This is a genomic window from Shigella sp. FC1967, assembly GCF_001743005.1.
Taxonomy (GTDB): domain Bacteria; phylum Pseudomonadota; class Gammaproteobacteria; order Enterobacterales; family Enterobacteriaceae; genus Proteus.
Genome location: NZ_MIIZ01000865.1, coordinates 1 through 16,330, shown reverse-complemented (window position 1 = coordinate 16,330; position 16,330 = coordinate 1). Strand labels below are relative to the sequence as shown.

At 38.2% G+C, this 16,330-nt stretch carries 17 protein-coding genes and 3 pseudogenes; 7 read left to right on the top strand and 13 right to left on the bottom strand.

From position 1 onward, the window contains the following. The 6 genes from BHE89_RS25945 to BHE89_RS14855 all read left to right on the top strand — a co-directional run. Positions 1-399: FimD/PapC N-terminal domain-containing protein (locus BHE89_RS25945; protein WP_286146178.1), on the top strand; the 399-nt coding region annotated here is incomplete at its 5' end. Beyond that, positions 324-1,181, top strand: a complete 858-nt coding sequence (locus tag BHE89_RS25940) for a fimbria/pilus outer membrane usher protein (RefSeq protein WP_353615136.1) — start codon at positions 324-326, stop codon at positions 1,179-1,181. The genes BHE89_RS25945 and BHE89_RS25940, both read left to right, overlap by 76 nt. Beyond that, positions 1,129-2,166, top strand: coding sequence for a fimbria/pilus outer membrane usher protein (locus BHE89_RS25935; protein WP_286146177.1), 1,038 nt, complete (start codon positions 1,129-1,131; stop codon positions 2,164-2,166). Before BHE89_RS25940 ends, BHE89_RS25935 begins: the two co-directional genes overlap by 53 nt. Before the next feature lie 30 nt (positions 2,167-2,196). Next, positions 2,197-2,961, top strand: a complete 765-nt coding sequence (locus BHE89_RS14865) for a fimbrial biogenesis chaperone (protein ID WP_069367832.1) — start codon at positions 2,197-2,199, stop codon at positions 2,959-2,961. A gap of 140 nt (positions 2,962-3,101) precedes the next feature. Next, complete coding sequence (locus BHE89_RS14860) at positions 3,102-4,061, top strand: fimbrial protein (RefSeq protein ID WP_286146176.1); 960 nt, start codon at positions 3,102-3,104, stop codon at positions 4,059-4,061. After that, on the top strand, positions 4,061-4,609 hold the full coding sequence (locus tag BHE89_RS14855) for a fimbrial protein (protein ID WP_069367830.1): 549 nt from the start codon (positions 4,061-4,063) through the stop codon (positions 4,607-4,609). Before BHE89_RS14860 ends, BHE89_RS14855 begins: the two co-directional genes overlap by 1 nt. A 7-nt stretch (positions 4,610-4,616) precedes the next feature. Here the strand turns inward: BHE89_RS14855 and tadA are convergent, their stop codons facing one another. Continuing rightward, positions 4,617-5,147, bottom strand: coding sequence for a tRNA adenosine(34) deaminase TadA (tadA, locus tag BHE89_RS14850; RefSeq protein WP_069367829.1), 531 nt, complete (start codon positions 5,145-5,147; stop codon positions 4,617-4,619). A gap of 153 nt (positions 5,148-5,300) precedes the next feature. After that, a pseudogene (locus BHE89_RS14845) lies at positions 5,301-5,938 on the bottom strand (LysE family translocator). Positions 5,939-6,295: 357 nt separating this feature from the next. Between BHE89_RS14845 and BHE89_RS14840 the strand changes: the two are divergent. Continuing rightward, positions 6,296-6,556 (top strand): YfhL family 4Fe-4S dicluster ferredoxin, encoded by a 261-nt coding sequence (locus BHE89_RS14840; protein WP_069367827.1) that lies wholly within the window; start codon positions 6,296-6,298, stop codon positions 6,554-6,556. Positions 6,557-6,596: 40 nt separating this feature from the next. On the opposite strand, the gene acpS is transcribed toward BHE89_RS14840, so the two are convergent. From acpS to rpoE, 11 genes and pseudogenes are all read right to left on the bottom strand, one after another. Beyond that, a complete protein-coding gene (acpS, locus tag BHE89_RS14835; protein ID WP_069367826.1) occupies positions 6,597-6,977 on the bottom strand; it encodes a holo-ACP synthase in 381 nt (126 codons plus the stop codon). Further along, complete coding sequence (gene pdxJ, locus BHE89_RS14830) at positions 6,977-7,708, bottom strand: pyridoxine 5'-phosphate synthase (protein WP_069367825.1); 732 nt, start codon at positions 7,706-7,708, stop codon at positions 6,977-6,979. Before pdxJ ends, acpS begins: the two co-directional genes overlap by 1 nt. A 69-nt stretch (positions 7,709-7,777) precedes the next feature. Continuing rightward, positions 7,778-8,519: pseudogene (recO, locus tag BHE89_RS14825) on the bottom strand (DNA repair protein RecO). Positions 8,520-8,528: 9 nt separating this feature from the next. Next, positions 8,529-9,437 (bottom strand): GTPase Era, encoded by a 909-nt coding sequence (gene era / locus BHE89_RS14820; RefSeq protein WP_069367823.1) that lies wholly within the window; start codon positions 9,435-9,437, stop codon positions 8,529-8,531. Continuing rightward, the gene (gene rnc / locus BHE89_RS14815) at positions 9,434-10,114 is read right to left on the bottom strand and encodes a ribonuclease III (RefSeq protein ID WP_069367822.1); all 681 of its coding nucleotides are present in this window, start codon (positions 10,112-10,114) and stop codon (positions 9,434-9,436) included. Before rnc ends, era begins: the two co-directional genes overlap by 4 nt. Before the next feature lie 194 nt (positions 10,115-10,308). Beyond that, the gene (gene lepB / locus BHE89_RS14810) at positions 10,309-11,265 is read right to left on the bottom strand and encodes a signal peptidase I (protein ID WP_069367821.1); all 957 of its coding nucleotides are present in this window, start codon (positions 11,263-11,265) and stop codon (positions 10,309-10,311) included. A gap of 14 nt (positions 11,266-11,279) precedes the next feature. Next, the gene (gene lepA / locus BHE89_RS14805) at positions 11,280-13,076 is read right to left on the bottom strand and encodes a translation elongation factor 4 (RefSeq protein WP_069367820.1); all 1,797 of its coding nucleotides are present in this window, start codon (positions 13,074-13,076) and stop codon (positions 11,280-11,282) included. A 301-nt stretch (positions 13,077-13,377) separates the two neighbouring features. Further along, positions 13,378-13,843 (bottom strand): annotated as a pseudogene (gene rseC / locus BHE89_RS14800) (SoxR-reducing system protein RseC). Between the two features lie 13 nt (positions 13,844-13,856). Continuing rightward, positions 13,857-14,825, bottom strand: coding sequence for a sigma-E factor regulatory protein RseB (rseB, locus tag BHE89_RS14795; RefSeq protein ID WP_069367818.1), 969 nt, complete (start codon positions 14,823-14,825; stop codon positions 13,857-13,859). Between the two features lie 47 nt (positions 14,826-14,872). Then, complete coding sequence (rseA, locus tag BHE89_RS14790; RefSeq protein ID WP_248620715.1) at positions 14,873-15,499, bottom strand: anti-sigma-E factor RseA; 627 nt, start codon at positions 15,497-15,499, stop codon at positions 14,873-14,875. A gap of 38 nt (positions 15,500-15,537) precedes the next feature. Continuing rightward, positions 15,538-16,116, bottom strand: a complete 579-nt coding sequence (rpoE, locus tag BHE89_RS14785) for an RNA polymerase sigma factor RpoE (RefSeq protein ID WP_006533574.1) — start codon at positions 16,114-16,116, stop codon at positions 15,538-15,540. Positions 16,117-16,330 lie beyond the last annotated feature (214 nt).

The following is a 16,330-nucleotide window of genomic DNA, read 5'->3' as shown; positions in this document are numbered from 1 at the left end:
TCTGGGTTATTAGTTGACTATACCTTAACGGGTACATCGACTCGCCCAAATAAAGGTAATAATAACAACACATTGACAGGATATGGACAAGCTGGGATTGTTATACCTCGTTCATTAATGAAATATGAAGATATGGATTGGACACCACCTGAATTGTGGGATCCGGGTATATCTGGGTTATTAGTTGACTATACCTTAACGGGTACATCGACTCGCCCAAATAAAGGTAATAATAACAACACATTGACAGGATATGGACAAGCTGGGATTAACTTAGGTGAATGGCGATTACGTGCTGAATATCAAGGAAACTATTCATCTGAATATTCATCAATAATCGCTTTGATTGGAATCAGATTTACGCCTATAAACCACTACCTAACCAAGCCGCAAAATTAACACTTGGTGAAACTTATTTAAACTCTCAAGTTTTTGATAGCTTTCGTTTTACTGGTGCCAATATACAAAGTGATGAAAGAATGTTGCCTCCTTCTTTGCAAGGATATGCACCTGAAATTCATGGTATTGCAAACACTAATGCTAAAGTAACTGTAACGCAAAATGGTCGCTTAGTTTATGAAACTACAGTACCTGCTGGTCCTTTTGTTATTAAACATTTACAAGATACCGTTCAAGGTCAACTCAATGTCAGAGTCGAAGAGCAAAACGGTAAAGTCAACGAATTTCAAGTACAAACAGCTAATCTGCCTTATATGACTCGTCCAGGCTCAGTGCGTTATAACACATCAATGGGTCAGTCATCACTCAACAATCATAAAATGCAAGGCCCTATTTTTTACCAAGGTGATTTTTCATGGGGTATGAACAACACATGGTCACTGTACGGTGGTGTTTTGTTAACGGCTAAAGATTACAATGCGTGGTCATTAGGTTTAGGTCACGATATGGGACGTTTAGGTACGCTTTCAGGTGATATTACTCAGTCTTATAGCAAAACCTATCGTAATGAAAATATCAACGGAATGTCATTTAAACTAAACTACGCTAAAACATTCGATGAATATCATAGTACGATCACATTTGCAGGTTACCGTTTTTCAGAGAAAACATTCCGCTCTTTCTCTCAATATATAGATGAACGTTACAACGACATTAATAATAACGGTTATGAAAAAGAGATGTATACCATTACAGGTAACAAAAACTTTTTGGGCAGATGATATTGAAAAGTCGACAACACTTTATCTCTCTTACCGACACCAAAACTATTGGGATAAAAATACACAAGAGCAATATGGTGTTTCGGTAAGCCGCAATTTCTCTATTATGGGTATAGAGCAGATTAATACTAACTTATCTGCATTTCGTACTCAGCATAAAGGAAATACTGATGACAGTATTTCTTTCAATCTTTCAATTCCATTAGGAAGCGGCAAAAGCATAGGTTATAGCTTGCAAGACAGTAACGGAAAAATAAGCCAAATGGCCTCTTATTCCGATAATAGCAATTATAATAATCTATGGCGTGTCCGTGCGGGTTTAAGCTCAGATAATAAAGCGAATACTGATGGTTATTATCAACACCGTTCGCAATATGCAGAAATTAATGCCAATGCAAGCTATCAACAAGATAATTATGTTGCACTCGGTGCAACAATTAAAGGTGGATTTACGGCGACACGCCAAGGTGCCGCATTACACAGTAGTAGCATGACATCGAGTACTGCTCGCATGATGGTTGATACAGAGGGTGTTGCTGGTGTGCCATTTAATAATCAAAGCACTACGACAAACCTATTTGGTATTGGAGTATTAACTGACTTAACGAGTTATAACAATGTTGATGCTCGTATTGATGTTGATAAAATGGATTCAGATATTGAAACACACAAAGCTATTACTTCAGCAACATTAACTGAAGGCGCGATTGGCTACTATAAATTCCCTGTTCGCCAAGGTGAGCGCCTAATGGCTATCTTGCAAACTGTCGATCAAAAACACCCGCCATTTGGTGCCGAAATCACCAATAAAAACGGTGAAAATATGGGAATGGTGATGGAAGATGGCTTAGTTTATATCGCCGGTGTTAACCTTAATGAATCATTAAACGTGATCTGGGGGGGGAAAACCCAGTGCACGATTACAATTCCCGCAGCAATTAACGATCCACTCAAACGTGAATTGCTATTATGTCAGGGATTTTAATGAACAAAATGAATTACTAGAGATAATTGTATGAAATCATTCAACACAATCAAAACGCTTTTTTGTGGCTCTTTAATTGCACTCAGCATAGTGAGTACAACTCAAGCAGGCGTGTCATTAGATAGAACACGCATTGTACTCATGGGTAACGAAAACTCAGCTAGCGTAAATTTAAAAAATACTAGCCCTGATATCCCTTTTTTAGCGCAATCATGGGTTGAAAATGAACACGGACAAAAAATTGCTTCTCCTTTAGTTGCGTTGCCACCTTTACAGCGTCTTGATGGTGACCAAAAAGGGGTTGTCAGAATTACCAAAACAGCAGAAATTGGGCTTTTACCACAAGATAGAGAATCGTTGTTTTATTTAAACGTGCGTGAAATTCCACCCGCCCCCAAACAAGCTAACGTGTTGCAAATGGCAATGCAGTCTCGCATTAAATTATTCTACCGCCCAACTGCGATTATTCCTGAAAAGCCAGGCATGATTTGGCAAGACCAATTAGTGTTTAAAAAACAAGGTAATCAATTTATTGCCGAAAATCCGACACCTTACTACATCACTATTATTGGGCTTTCTAATAAATTGAATGGTGAAGATAGCGATAAGTTAACCACTTTCCCAGGTTTAATGGTTGCGCCTAAATCATCACTGGAAATTCCTGTGAAAACCAGTAACGTCAATCAGTTTTACATGATGTATGTGAATGATTACGGTGGGCATCCAGAATTAAAATTTGTTTGCCAACAAAATAGCTGTAAAGCAGCCCCAAAAGAACAACAACCCAAATATTAATTAACTTGATGCCGGTAGGAATAAAATGCAATTCAATAAAAAAAACATTCATTCCAAATCTGTAATGCTATTTTGTACCGGCATTTTCTCATTAATGCCAATTTCTACTATGGCTTATCTACAGGGTGAAGTGAGAACGAATGGCGGACCTAATATTTTTTTATGCCGCATTAGATAATACAACGTTCCCTAATAATCGCGCAGGTGAAACAACGACTGTTAAATTTTCCTTGCCAGATCGCTATGATGGTACAGTACATTGCCCTAGCACAAATATTGATAAAAGAGCATTAACTTACTTTAAAGCGACCACAGACTTACTTCCTGTTGGTAATAATTTTTATCAATTAAATGAATATGTAGATGTTCGTATTAAATTTGAAATTTGGGGACCTGATCCTCTCCCTACCGTCCCTTTTGAAAATAAAGAAAACAAAAGAAATAATCTACAAGGTTGTACAAGACCTGAATCTCCAAAACCTCATATTTCATCCGGTAGCAGTGGAGAACTCACTTTCCGCTTAAGAAAACCCATTATTAACGGAGTAAGCTTAAATGGCCAATCTCTTGCACAAATGTATGCCATGGTAAGCTATAGAAGCAGACCGACAGGATATGGTAATGAGCCTATATCCAAACTGATTATTACATCAGGGATCATCACAACCGAAGATAAATGTATCTTTAATAACGGCGCCCCAATTACCTTTGATTTTGGCAATGTGGGTAATACTTCTGATTATTTAAATGGCCAAAATTATAAAATTACACGCAATATCCAAATTAGATGTGAAGGCGGCAGTTTTACTAATCCTAATAGCAAAATAATGTTTAAAATCCAAACGGGAAGCTCGGGTGTTGCAAGTTTTAACGCTGACTATCTTGGAACAACAGGCTCTGTTGATAGAACAAATTTAGGCATTGTTTTAAGAGATAAATCGGGGACAATTGTGCCACCAAATAAATATTTTTCTGTTGGTAAGCTGAATAATTTTACAGGAAACTGGGAAGTCAGTGCCGCCCCCATAGCAAAAACAGGAAGTAAAATTCCTGAAGGTGAGTTTTCAGCACATGCCACATTAGTTGCGGAGTTTATGTAATGAAAAATCCAATAATAAAATCTGCGATTTATCTTTTATTATTGCTTTCACCGACAACATTTGCTGCAACCGAACTTATTGGTGGCGATATGGAATTTAAAGGTGTAGTGGTTGCACATGGTTGCACTATTGTTGCTGGTGATGAAAATAAAGTTGTTGATTTTAAACAGATATCAGCAAAAGACCTCTATACTTTTCAAAAAAGTAAGCCTGTTGCTTTTAGCATTAGTTTAGAAAACTGCAGTCAGGATATTTATAAAAGCGTCACAATTACGTTAGATGGGAAGGAGCATCCTACAATGCCAAATCACCTTGCTGTTGTTGGTACAGGATCTGAAGATCCTAAAAGTATAGGGATTGTATTTACCGATCTTCAACGCAATATTATTCAATTAAAAAAGCCGAGTACAACTCAACTTCTTAATAATAAACGCATTCAATTTAATTTTATGACGTATGTTGAAGCATCACCCTCTGCGTTGAAAAATCAAACATTGCTAACAGGTCCTTTTCAAGCACAAGCAACATATACCCTGAATTATCAGTAAATAGAGATTATTCTTTTATTGTTGGTTCAGTATTAATAATAACTAGATTGTCTTTTTGTTTTTTAAGTTGTTTCTTTTCAGCCCTTCTCATTTTAAAGAATTGGCTTAAAAGCTGTGAACACTCTTCACCTAATACACCGGATGTTATTTCTACTTTATGGTTCATTCCAGGATGTTGTAAAATATCAATAAATGAACCTGCCGCACCTGTTTTTAAATCTGAGGCACCATAAACCACGCGTTTTACCCGACTATGCACAATCGCTCCAGCACACATCACACAAGGTTCTAGCGTAATATAAAGCGTCGCATCGAGTAGACGATAATTTTGTAAATGCTTTCCCCCTTTACGTAATGCCATAATCTCTGCATGTGCAGTGGGATCATTATCAATGATTGAATGATTCCATCCTTTAGCAATGATTTTATTATCAACGACTAATACTGCGCCAACCGGTATTTCACCAATTTCTTGTGCTTTTTGCGCTTGCTCAATCGCTTTATGCATCCAATAAATATCATCTTTAACTTTATTCACAAGGATATCTCTTCATTATCATATAGCGGGATATTGTACCCTGTTTTCTATTGATAACTAAAGAGATTGCCTTGAATTGTTTATGACAAAGACAGTAAGTTGGCATCCTCTCCGCGCTGAAGGATGGTATTTTACAGCGCACCTGATAAACCGTTAATTTACGCGCGCTTCTGTGGCTAATTTAATAGCTAAAGCCCCTAAAATTGTTGCCATAAACCAGCGTTGAACGAGTGCCCAACGCGGTCTTTGCATAAAGAACCCAGCAATAGAGCCTGCGGCAATAACAATCAATGCATTTACTGCTATGCTAATAATAATTTGAATGCTACCCAACACTAATGATTGATTTAAAACGCTGCCATTCGGAATACTAATAAATTGAGGTAACAATGATAAGTACATTAATGCGATTTTAGGATTGAGCAGGTTAGTGATAAACCCCATAACAAAGAGTTTTGTCGTATTACCTGAAAGTAATTTTTTGGGATGAAAGATAGAACGCCCACCGGGCTTAATAGATTGCCAAGCAATATAAAAAAAGATAAATAGCCCCACAAATTTTTAATGTATCGTAAGCATAAGGCACTGCCATAAAAATCGCTGTAATACCAAACGCTGCAAGTAACATATAAAAAATATAGCCAACAGCCACACCAATTAGTGAAATAAATCCAGCTTTTTTCCCTTGAGAGATTGAGCGTGAGATCAGGTAAATCATATTAGGGCCAGGTGTTAGCACTAAACCTAAGGATAAAAAGTGCAAACGTCCACATATTAAACAGTGTTGGCATAGTATACCCCTTTATATTATTTCGTTATTTAACATCAATAACAGGGTATTAGGTGTGCTGAATACCACAAAAAATACTATTTTTTGTTACTATTTTCTTGTTATTTATTTTTGTTTTTTTTATTTATACATTCTAATTAATCATTTGAACGATGCTACTTTAGGTCAGTCACCATAAATGGTAATCTTACATCCCCTTACTTAGTGCCTATTAAGCAAAAAGATTGGGACAATATTCCTATTTGAATGATAAAACACTACTTTATCGGATATAGCGACACAAAACTGATAGATGGTAACATATAAGTGCAAGATATAAGTTACTGAAATTTAATAATTTATATATTAAGTGACTGATATGGCTTTATTAATTACGAAGAAATGCATCAATTGCGATATGTGTGAACCAGAATGCCCAAATGATGCCATTTCAATGGGGGATGAAATTTATGAAATTAATCCTGATCTTTGCACTGAATGTGTAGGACATTACGATAAACCAACTTGCCAATCGGTTTGTCCGATTACGAATACGATCATCACTGATCCTACTCATACTGAATCTCAAGATGAATTATGGGAAAAATTTGTGTTGATCCACCATGCAGATAAGATCTAAACCTTAATCGATGATTTTGTGGGTGATAAATTTAAGAGAGCTATTTTTCTAAAATAACTGTCGCACAAGCATAACGCTGTTCATCAGCAAGTGTTACGTGAATGGAATTTATCCCCGCTTTCTCTGCCATCTCTTTTGCAACCGCTAAAAAGTGCAGTGTGGGTTTGCCTAACTCATCATTACGTACTTCAAAATGATTAAAAGCCAATCCTAAACGAATGCCTGTACCTAATGCTTTTGCCGCAGCCTCTTTTACAGCAAATCGCTTAGCTAAAAAGCGTATTGGCTGTTTATGAGATTGATAGATTTCCCATTCTGTATCAGTAAGAATACGACGAGCAAGGCGTTCACCAGAACGCCCTATAATATCTTCGATACGTGATATCTCAACAATATCCATACCTAAGCCAACAATAGCCATTAGCGACGCGCTTCTCGCATTAAGCGTTTCATTTCTTCAATCGCGGGTGCCAATCCACTAAATACGGCTCTAGCAATAATTGCATGGCCAATATTCAGTTCATAAAGTTCAGGCAATGCGGCAATACGTTGCACGTTATGGTAATGCAAACCATGGCCCGCATTCACTTTTAAGCCTTTGGATGCGGCATAAGTCACTGCATCACGAATACGTACAAACTCTTTTTCTTGAGCCATCTCATCTTCAGCATCAGCATAAGCGCCAGTGTGGATCTCAATAAAAGGTGCACCAACACGGTCAGCTGCGTTAATTTGTTCATGGTCAGGGTCAATAAACAAAGAAACTTTGATACCCGCTAACGATAAACGCTTAATTGCATCAGCAATTTTCTCTTCATTGCCAACAACGTCTAACCCACCTTCTGTTGTCACTTCTTGGCGTTTTTCAGGTACTAAACAGCAAAAATCAGGCTGAGTTTGACACGCTATCTCGATCATCTCTTCAGTGACGGCCATTTCTAGATTTAATCTTGTCTGAACTGTTTGGCTTATCAACATTAAGTCACGATCAGTGATATGACGTCTATCTTCACGTAAATGGATAGTAATACCATCAGCACCAGCTTGTTCTGCAATAAAAGCCGCTTGAACAGGATCGGGATAAGTTGTGCCTCGGGCATTACGAAGGGTGGCGATATGGTCAATATTAACGCCAAGTAGAATATCAGACATGCTCTTCTCCTGAAAAATAACGTTGCATTACCTTAGTTTACACATTCCATAGAGAAGAAAAAGACAATATTACTGTTCTACCATCAATGCTCTTTTCTTAGGGGATTTTTTAATGGCGAATTGTCTAAATAGTTCTCTACTTTTTAATGGTTTTCCGCCTAAATAGGGCTTCAATGCCATTCGAGTAAACCGTTTTGCCGCTTTTAATGTTTCAACAGTAGGAAATTCGCGACTGGCTAAAGATTTTAATTCAAATCCAGTAAAACTATTATGATCAACCACTAAACTCGCAATAAAACCTTTTTTCTTCTCGATAACGGTAGGTCATCGAATCTGAAACAGGTTCTCCACTTCCAGCACAATGCAGAAAATCTAAGCCATAGCCAAGTTGTGTTAATAACGCGAGTTCAAAGCGTCTTAGTGCGGCTTCAGGTGTCGTATCGCTAGCGGCAAGAATTTGCAAACAAGAGAGATATTCAAAGAAAAGCACACTATAAGATGTACCACTTTCTAAAACACGAGACAATAACTCATTAAGATACAAACCACTGTATAGTACAGAGCCTGTCAATGGTAATGCTAAAGAGATAGGTTCAGCATCACGAAGGGTTTTGATTTCTCCTCGCCCACTCCAACGAATGAGCAAAGGAGTAAAAGGTTGAAGTGCGCCTTTTAAGGGTGAGCGACGGCCTCGTGCACCTTTTGACAATATGCGTACTCGCCCTTCATTTTCAGTGAAAAAATCGAGTAATAAACTCGTTTCACTGTAAGGTCGAGCATGGATAACAAATGCACGTTGCCAGCCATCCACTTCAGTTACCTACTTTAAATCGTCCACATAGCCAAGGCTACGTAAAGCGCGTTCATCATCAGCCCAGCCAGCTTTGACTTTTACCCAAAGTTCTAAGTGAACTTTGTTTTCAAATAAGTCTTCCATATCCATACGGGCTTCAGTACCAATTTTCTTGATTTTCGCACCTTTATTACCAATAACCATTTTTTTCTGGCCTTCTCGCTCAACCAGAATTAATCCGTGGATATCATAACCCCCACGCTCATTGGTAACGAATTGTTCAATTTCAACAGTGACAGAATAAGGTAATTCCTCACCTAAAAAGCGCATCAATTTCTCACGAATAATTTCTGATGCCATAAAACGCTGAGAGCGATCAGTAATATAATCTTCTGGAAAGTGATGAGTCGCTTCTGGTAAACATTTACGTACGATTTTCGCTATCGTATCGATATTCATGTTTTTTTCAGCACTGATTGGTACGACATCAAGAAAATCCATTTGTTGACTTAAAAAGCCAATATGTGGAAGTAACTTGGTTTTATCAGTCACGTTATCCACTTTATTAATGGCTAATAAAACAGGACAACGCAATGATTTTAATTTATTTAACACCATTTCGTCATCTGGCGTCCAGTTAGTGCCCTCAACAACGAAAATAACTAATTCAACATCACCAATTGAACTGCTTGCTGCGCGGTTCATTAGTCTGTTAATCGCTCGCTTTTCTTCAATATGCAAGCCTGGTGTATCCACATAAATCGCTTGGTAAGCACCATCAGTATCAATCCCCATGATACGGTGACGCGTAGTTTGCGGTTTACGTGATGTAATAGAAACTTTCTGCCCCAGTAATTGGTTCAGTAGTGTTGATTTTCCCACATTTGGGCGACCGACTATCGCAATAAATCCGCAATAGGTTTGTTCTTCGCTCATTCAAGCTCCAGTTGTATTAATGCCTGTTCAGCAGCGGCCTGTTCAGCTTTACGACGGCTTGTCCCCATCCCTTTGACAGGTTGTTCGATACCGCTTATCTGACAATGGATCGTAAACTCTTGATCATGGGCTTCGCCACGAACCTGCACAACAATATAAGAAGGTAATGGTAAATGACGACCTTGCAAATACTCTTGCAAACGAGTTTTAGGATCTTTTTGCTTATCGCCTGGGCTGATTTCAGCCAAACGATTCTCATACCAGTTTAAAATAATTTTTTCGATATTTTGAATATCACTATCAAGGAAAATTGCACCAATTAAAGCTTCCACCGTATCCGCTAAAATTGATTCACGACGAAAACCGCCACTTTTTAATTCCCCTGGACCTAAACGTAGGCATTCGCCTAGTTCAAATTCACGCGCTAATTCAGCGAGTGTATTTCCACGAACAAGCGTTGCTCTCATTCGGCTCATATCACCTTCATCAACACGAGGAAAGCGATGATAAAGTGCGTTAGCAATCACATAGCTTAGAATTGAATCACCTAAAAATTCTAAACGTTCATTATGCTTACTGCTAGCACTTCGATGCGTTAAAGCCTGTAGTAATAATTCATTTTGCGTAAAAGTATAACCCAGCTTCTTTTGTAACTGGTTTACTAATAAAGTATTCATGTGCGATCAATTTCCATAACTTAATTTGAAGCACACGCAACAAATCTGTTTGAAACAACGAGAGATTATCGGGTTGGATAACAGAACTGTTGCGTTTGCACTGCTCCTGCTAATAACAGGAGCCAATCAGATTTAAAGAAGCGACATATTCTACACTTAGATAAGAAGGAATGCTGTCGCTATTTTGTTAATAATTACTTAATGCCACCGATACGGCTAAAACGAACGCCTGTTGGCCATTCATTCTCTACTTTTTCAAAGCTCATCCAGATTGTTGTCGCTTTACCTACTAAGTTTTTCTCTGGAACAAAGCCCCAGAAGCGACTATCTGAACTACCATCTCGATTATCACCCATCATAAAGTAATGACCTTCAGGGACAATCCACGTACCAACAGGTAATCCGGGTTGGATAAACTCTGGCATCGTCATATCACCAGGTATTGTCATAATACGGTGAGAGACTTTATCAATAGTTTCTACCCTTTCTTCTTCACGTAATTGAGTTGCCGTTGAAATAGGCTCCTCAATTGGAATAGATTTCATACCACCCGGTACATTCTGTAATAATAGCGTCCATTCACTTGGGTAAGCAGTACCATAAGTTACTGATATTTCTTCATTACAAATAGTTTTATCACAATTTGGATAGATATGAAGTTTTTTCGACATCATATCATAAACAATTTTATCGCCTGGTAATCCAATAACGCGTTTAATAAAGTCAGTAGAAGGATCACGAGGGTACTTAAATACGGCGATATCGCCTCGTTTGGGCTTCCCTGTATTAATTAACGTCGTTTGTGTAATTGGATCTTTTAATCCATAGGCAAACTTTTCAACCAAGATAAAATCGCCAACCAACAAAGTTGGCATCATGGAGCGAGAAGGTATTTGAAACGGCTCATACACAAATGAACGCAAAATCAAAACAATAATCAAAACTGGGAATAAAGAGCCTAATGTCTCTGCCCAGCTTGGTTTATTAATTGATTTTGCTAACTCCTGCTGATCCTCGGTTCCTTGCGTCATCTCTTGAAGACGCTTTAGTTTTGCTTTTCGAGCGGGCTTAAGCTTAAAGTGCTCAAATCCCCAAAAAATTCCCGTTATTAGCGTTGCCAGCGTTAGGATCAAGGCAAACGTGGTAGCCATGTTCTCTCCTTAAATTATTTATCTTTACCAACATGAAGAATGGCTAAAAACGCTTCTTGTGGTAGCTCTACGTTACCAATTTGCTTCATACGTTTTTTACCATCTTTCTGTTTCTGTAACAGTTTCTTCTTACGGCTAACGTCACCACCATAACATTTGGCTAATACGTTTTTACGTAACTGTTTGACAGTTGAACGAGCAATAATATGGTTACCAATTGCCGCTTGGATAGCGATATCAAACTGTTGTCGTGGAATAAATTCTTTCATTTTTTCCACCAGTTCACGACCACGATAAGGTGCATTATCGTTATGTGTAATCAATGCTAAAGCATCAACGCGATCACCATTAATCAAGACATCTACACGTACCATGTTAGAGCCTTGGAAACGAATAAAGTTATAGTCTAAAGAAGCATAACCGCGTGATGTTGATTTTAAGCGGTCAAAGAAATCTAATACCACTTCAGCCATCGGGATTTCATAAGTTAATGAAACCTGATTACCATGATAGACCATATTGGTTTGAACCCCGCGTTTTTCGATACATAAAGTAATGACATTACCTAAGTATTCTTGCGGTAATAACATATGACATTCAGCAATAGGTTCTCTGATTTCTTCAATATTATTCAATGGTGGTAATTTAGACGGGCTATCCACTAATATAATATCACCATTCGTCATTTCAACTTCATAAACGACGGTTGGCGCCGTTGTAATCAGGTCGAGGTCATATTCACGTTCTAAACGCTCTTGAATAATCTCCATATGAAGAAGACCCAAGAAACCACAACGGAAACCGAAACCTAATGCAGATGAGCTTTCTGGTTCATAGAATAATGAAGCATCGTTTAAGCTCAATTTACCTAATGCATCGCGGAATGATTCATAGTCGTCAGAACTTATTGGGAATAAACCTGCATAAACCTGTGGTTTAACTTTTTTAAAGCCTGGTAATGGCTTATCAGCTGGTTTTTGTGCTGCTGTTAAGGTATCCCCTACCGGCGCACCTAAAATATCTTTAATACCACAAACAACCCAACCCACTTCACCACAATTTAATGATGCTGTGTCAATTTGTTTTGGTGTAAAAATACCAATACGGTCAATGTTATAAATCTGCCCCGTACTCATTACCTTGATTTTATCGCCTTTACTGACTTTACCGTTTTTAACACGGATCAGAGAAACTACACCAAGGTAGTTATCAAACCAAGAGTCAATAATCAGTGCTTGTAATGGTGCGTCTGCATCACCTTCAGGTGCTGGAATTTCTTTAACAAGACGTTCGATAACTTCTTTAACACCAATACCTGTTTTTGCAGAGCAACGTACTGCATCTGTGGCATCGATCCCCACAATATCTTCAATCTCTTCTGCAACACGCTCAGGCTCTGCTGCGGGTAAATCTATTTTATTTAAAACGGGAACGACGGTGAGATCCATATCCATCGCGGTATAGCAATTTGCTAATGTTTGCGCTTCAACCCCTTGCCCTGCATCTACGACCAATAAGGCGCCTTCACACGCAGCAAGTGAACGAGATACTTCATAAGAGAAGTCAACGTGTCCTGGGGTATCGATAAAGTTAAGCTGATAAACTTCACCGTCATCAGCGGTGTAATTCAAGGTTACGCTTTGCGCTTTGATTGTAATACCACGTTCACGCTCAAGATCCATAGAATCAAGAACCTGCGCAGCCATTTCACGATCTGATAAGCCACCACAAATTTGAATAATTCGATCTGATAACGTCGATTTACCGTGGTCAATATGTGCGATAATGGAAAAGTTACGTATGTTTTTCATTCTGAAATTATTTTTCTCTATTGCTTTGCTCTATAAATCTGGCTTTGGAGTCATTCATGGACACAAAGCGAAAACTCTATATTGCAGGAGTTATTATTGATGACGCATTCTACACACTAGAGACATTATACTCAAAGAAACGTTCATCAAACACAAACATTTATGCTAAGACTTGCATATATTTGTAATTTTTTGCGGGTAATTTCCAGATATAGAAATGAGTTAATTTAAGATAGTGATTATGACAAAAACAAACATGACAAAAATAATGGAGCAGATGCCCCACTATTTAATCAATGCATTATTCTTGAAATTGAACTTTAAGCTCATGGGGTGGAAGCCCTATTTGCAATACAATAGGTTCAAAACCTTCATCTTTACTCCACCAAGTCGCCACTTTTTTTAGCAAATAAAAAACCAAGGGCACCGCCCACAAGTCCACTGAAAAAAATAGCCAGTTCACTTGAAAACCAAAAGCTCGAAATGCCGGCGATAATAAATAAGCCAATTAGTGGTGTTAAATACACTAGCATTGCGGAAAGAAGCAGATTATTTTCAGGAATACCCACTTCCACTTTTTGCCCTTCGACTAATGGTTGTGCAATGGGAAGTTCGAGTTGATGAACGGTTTCAGGCCCTATTTTATTTAATAAATAAGAGCCACACGCAGCGCGAGCTTGGCAACTACCACAGCCAGAAGAAGATCCATAGCGTAATAACGCACGTCCTTCATGCCAATGTATAACGGTTGCCCACTCTTTAACCATAACTTATACCCTTTTACTTTTTCGTAAATACAACACTATTCACTATTGCTTGTGCCGTAGGAAATGGTAATTGACCAATAAAGGTAATTTCATTACCTTCTTTGTCATAGGTATAAATTGTATTACGACCATACCTCAACATTTTATCGCGTTCGGGCGAATTAACCTGTTGACTACTTTTATTAACATAAATAGAGAAGTCAAATAAACCATCGCTAAATAAAATAGACTGACTGAACTCAGTTTCAGAAATTTGATGGTTACTACGTTTTACCTCTTTAAATCCCTCAGGTAATTGACTAACCGACCAGTTATAAACTAATGGCTTAGTTTTTGGTACAAGTAATAAAGGTGGCATATTGACGGTACGTAACGCATTAAGTTCTGTTTTGACGTTACTCCCTTCATTAACGGTGATCACTCGAAATTGTTCAATGATGTCATTATTCTTATCTAAAAGATCGACTCTTAAAGGCAAATATCTTTCTTCATCAATAAACAAGACATAATCATAACGGTCATTGTTTTTTGAGAGCACTCGGACAACTCGGCTTGGAATATCACCAATATGCGTTCTACCTGCATCAATAAAATTATAATAATCTGATAATTCTTTGAAATCTTGGTAAATGATCGAAGGGATATAATCAACAATATGATCATTTCTTAAGCTAAAAGCATCTAAGCCTGGCTCAAAATAGCTGATTTCATCACCACGTTGAACTATTTCACGGCGAGTACTATCCATTTGCATTAATTGTGCAAGTGGTTTGCCATCAATAAGAGTGTGACGATAGCGAATAGGAACAATACCTTGAGAATTGATATTGATAAAAGATAATTCATAGGTAGAGCTTTGACTTGTCTGACCCATCTTTTGCAACAAAGCCTCGACACTACCCGTTTGAGGTTGTGCCAAGGCTTGTATCGGCATTGATAGGCTGCCCACCAGCAATAAGGTGGATAACCATGATTTTTTCATTACGACTGTTTTATTCCCACACGTTATTTATACATTCACATCTATTATTACTGTGCTACTACGGGTTGAGTTTCACCTTGAGCACTCACTGGTGCTTCATTTTGTGGTGCATTATAGATACGACGATCTAACTCATACTGTTGCAACATTAATCCAAGACGCTGATTACGCTCTTGTAAACGTGTTTGCTGGTCTTTACCTAAAGTATCACTTTGAAGATTTAAGCTTACCGGTGAACCTGAACCCATAATAGGTTGAGTATTAAATACAGGCGTGTCTACTTGGAAATCTTCAGAACCGCTTTGTCCATTATATTGTTGAACCCCCACAATAACAGCTAATGAAACACAAGCTGCGACACCGATTTGAGTTAACTGACTTGCCCAAGGGCGTAACTTTTGTAAGAAAGCGTGCTGACGCCATTGTGATGGCGCAGGTTGCTGCTCTCGTTGTTGTTCAGGACTTATGCGAACAGGTTCATTCTCTAAAGCGAGCGCAACGCGACTTGCGATATCAAAGTGGACTACTTCACCTACATCACCACGCATTGTGTCACGAATCAAATGGTAGCGTTGCCATGTCTCTTTCATTGAGTCATCACGTGCAATTGTACCCATTAATTCTTTATCAAGAACTTCGCCATCCATAAATGCAGAAAGTTTTTCTTTTTGCATGTAAAAGTACCCTTCAGTTAATGATGGTTCACCCACAATTAAAACTCTTGTATTAATGGTTGAACCTTATTATCAATAGCTTCTCGTGCCCTAAAAATACGTGAACGTACTGTTCCGACAGGGCAATCCATAATGACCGCTATCTCTTCATAGCTTAGCCCGTCAAGTTCCCGAAGTGTAATAGCAACCCTTAAATCTTCAGGTAATGACTCTATGGTGTGAAAAACCACTCTCCGTAACTCTTCAGACAACATTAAATTCTCAGGGTTCGAAATTTCTTTTAGCGCATTTGGTGATTCGAAATTTTCAACATCACTCGCATCCAAATCATTCGAAGGCGGACGTCGCCCCTGTGCGACTAGATAATTCTTTGCTGTATTCACTGCAATGCGATAAAGCCATGTATAAAAAGCACTATCTCCACGGAAAGAACCAATGGCGCGATAAGCTTTAATAAAGGCCTCTTGCGAAACATCTGGCACATCGCCCTGTGGTACGTAACGGGAAATCAGGCTTGCTACCTTGTGTTGATAGCGGATAACCAGCAAATTAAAGGCTTTCTGGTCACCATTTTGTACCTTTTCAACCAACATTTGGTCCGTTAACTGCTCGCTCATTAGAGATGGACTCTCCCGAAGTCAAGCTTCGCACTATTTTTAAATGACTCCGTCATATTTACTCTCGTTATTCCTTTCTCGTTTTTTATGAGCTACAAGACTTAGAGCATAAAAATAGTATGAAGTTCAATTCAATCATTATTTTAAGAGATGAATCACAAAAAAAAAATATCATGGTGATCACCTAACCAAAATGCAATTTGCCAATAAAAAA

Bases quoted from the DNA above. Each gene is read 5' to 3' on its own strand.
- BHE89_RS14865 (WP_069367832.1), top strand. From the start codon at position 2,197: ATGAAATCATTCAACACAATCAAAACGCTTTTTTGTGGCTCTTTAATT.
- BHE89_RS14840 (WP_069367827.1), top strand. From the start codon at position 6,296: ATGGCTTTATTAATTACGAAGAAATGCATCAATTGCGATATGTGTGAA.
- rseA (WP_248620715.1), bottom strand. From the start codon at position 15,499: ATGCAAAAAGAAAAACTTTCTGCATTTATGGATGGCGAAGTTCTTGAT.
- era (WP_069367823.1), bottom strand. From the start codon at position 9,437: ATGAGCGAAGAACAAACCTATTGCGGATTTATTGCGATAGTCGGTCGC.
- rseB (WP_069367818.1), bottom strand. From the start codon at position 14,825: ATGAAAAAATCATGGTTATCCACCTTATTGCTGGTGGGCAGCCTATCA.
- BHE89_RS14860 (WP_286146176.1), top strand. From the start codon at position 3,102: ATGGCGGACCTAATATTTTTTTATGCCGCATTAGATAATACAACGTTC.
- rnc (WP_069367822.1), bottom strand. From the start codon at position 10,114: ATGAATACTTTATTAGTAAACCAGTTACAAAAGAAGCTGGGTTATACT.
- BHE89_RS14855 (WP_069367830.1), top strand. From the start codon at position 4,061: ATGAAAAATCCAATAATAAAATCTGCGATTTATCTTTTATTATTGCTT.
- BHE89_RS25935 (WP_286146177.1), top strand. From the start codon at position 1,129: ATGAAAAAGAGATGTATACCATTACAGGTAACAAAAACTTTTTGGGCA.
- pdxJ (WP_069367825.1), bottom strand. From the start codon at position 7,708: ATGTCTGATATTCTACTTGGCGTTAATATTGACCATATCGCCACCCTT.
- acpS (WP_069367826.1), bottom strand. From the start codon at position 6,977: ATGGCTATTGTTGGCTTAGGTATGGATATTGTTGAGATATCACGTATC.
- lepB (WP_069367821.1), bottom strand. From the start codon at position 11,265: ATGGCTACCACGTTTGCCTTGATCCTAACGCTGGCAACGCTAATAACG.
- rpoE (WP_006533574.1), bottom strand. From the start codon at position 16,116: ATGAGCGAGCAGTTAACGGACCAAATGTTGGTTGAAAAGGTACAAAAT.
- lepA (WP_069367820.1), bottom strand. From the start codon at position 13,076: ATGAAAAACATACGTAACTTTTCCATTATCGCACATATTGACCACGGT.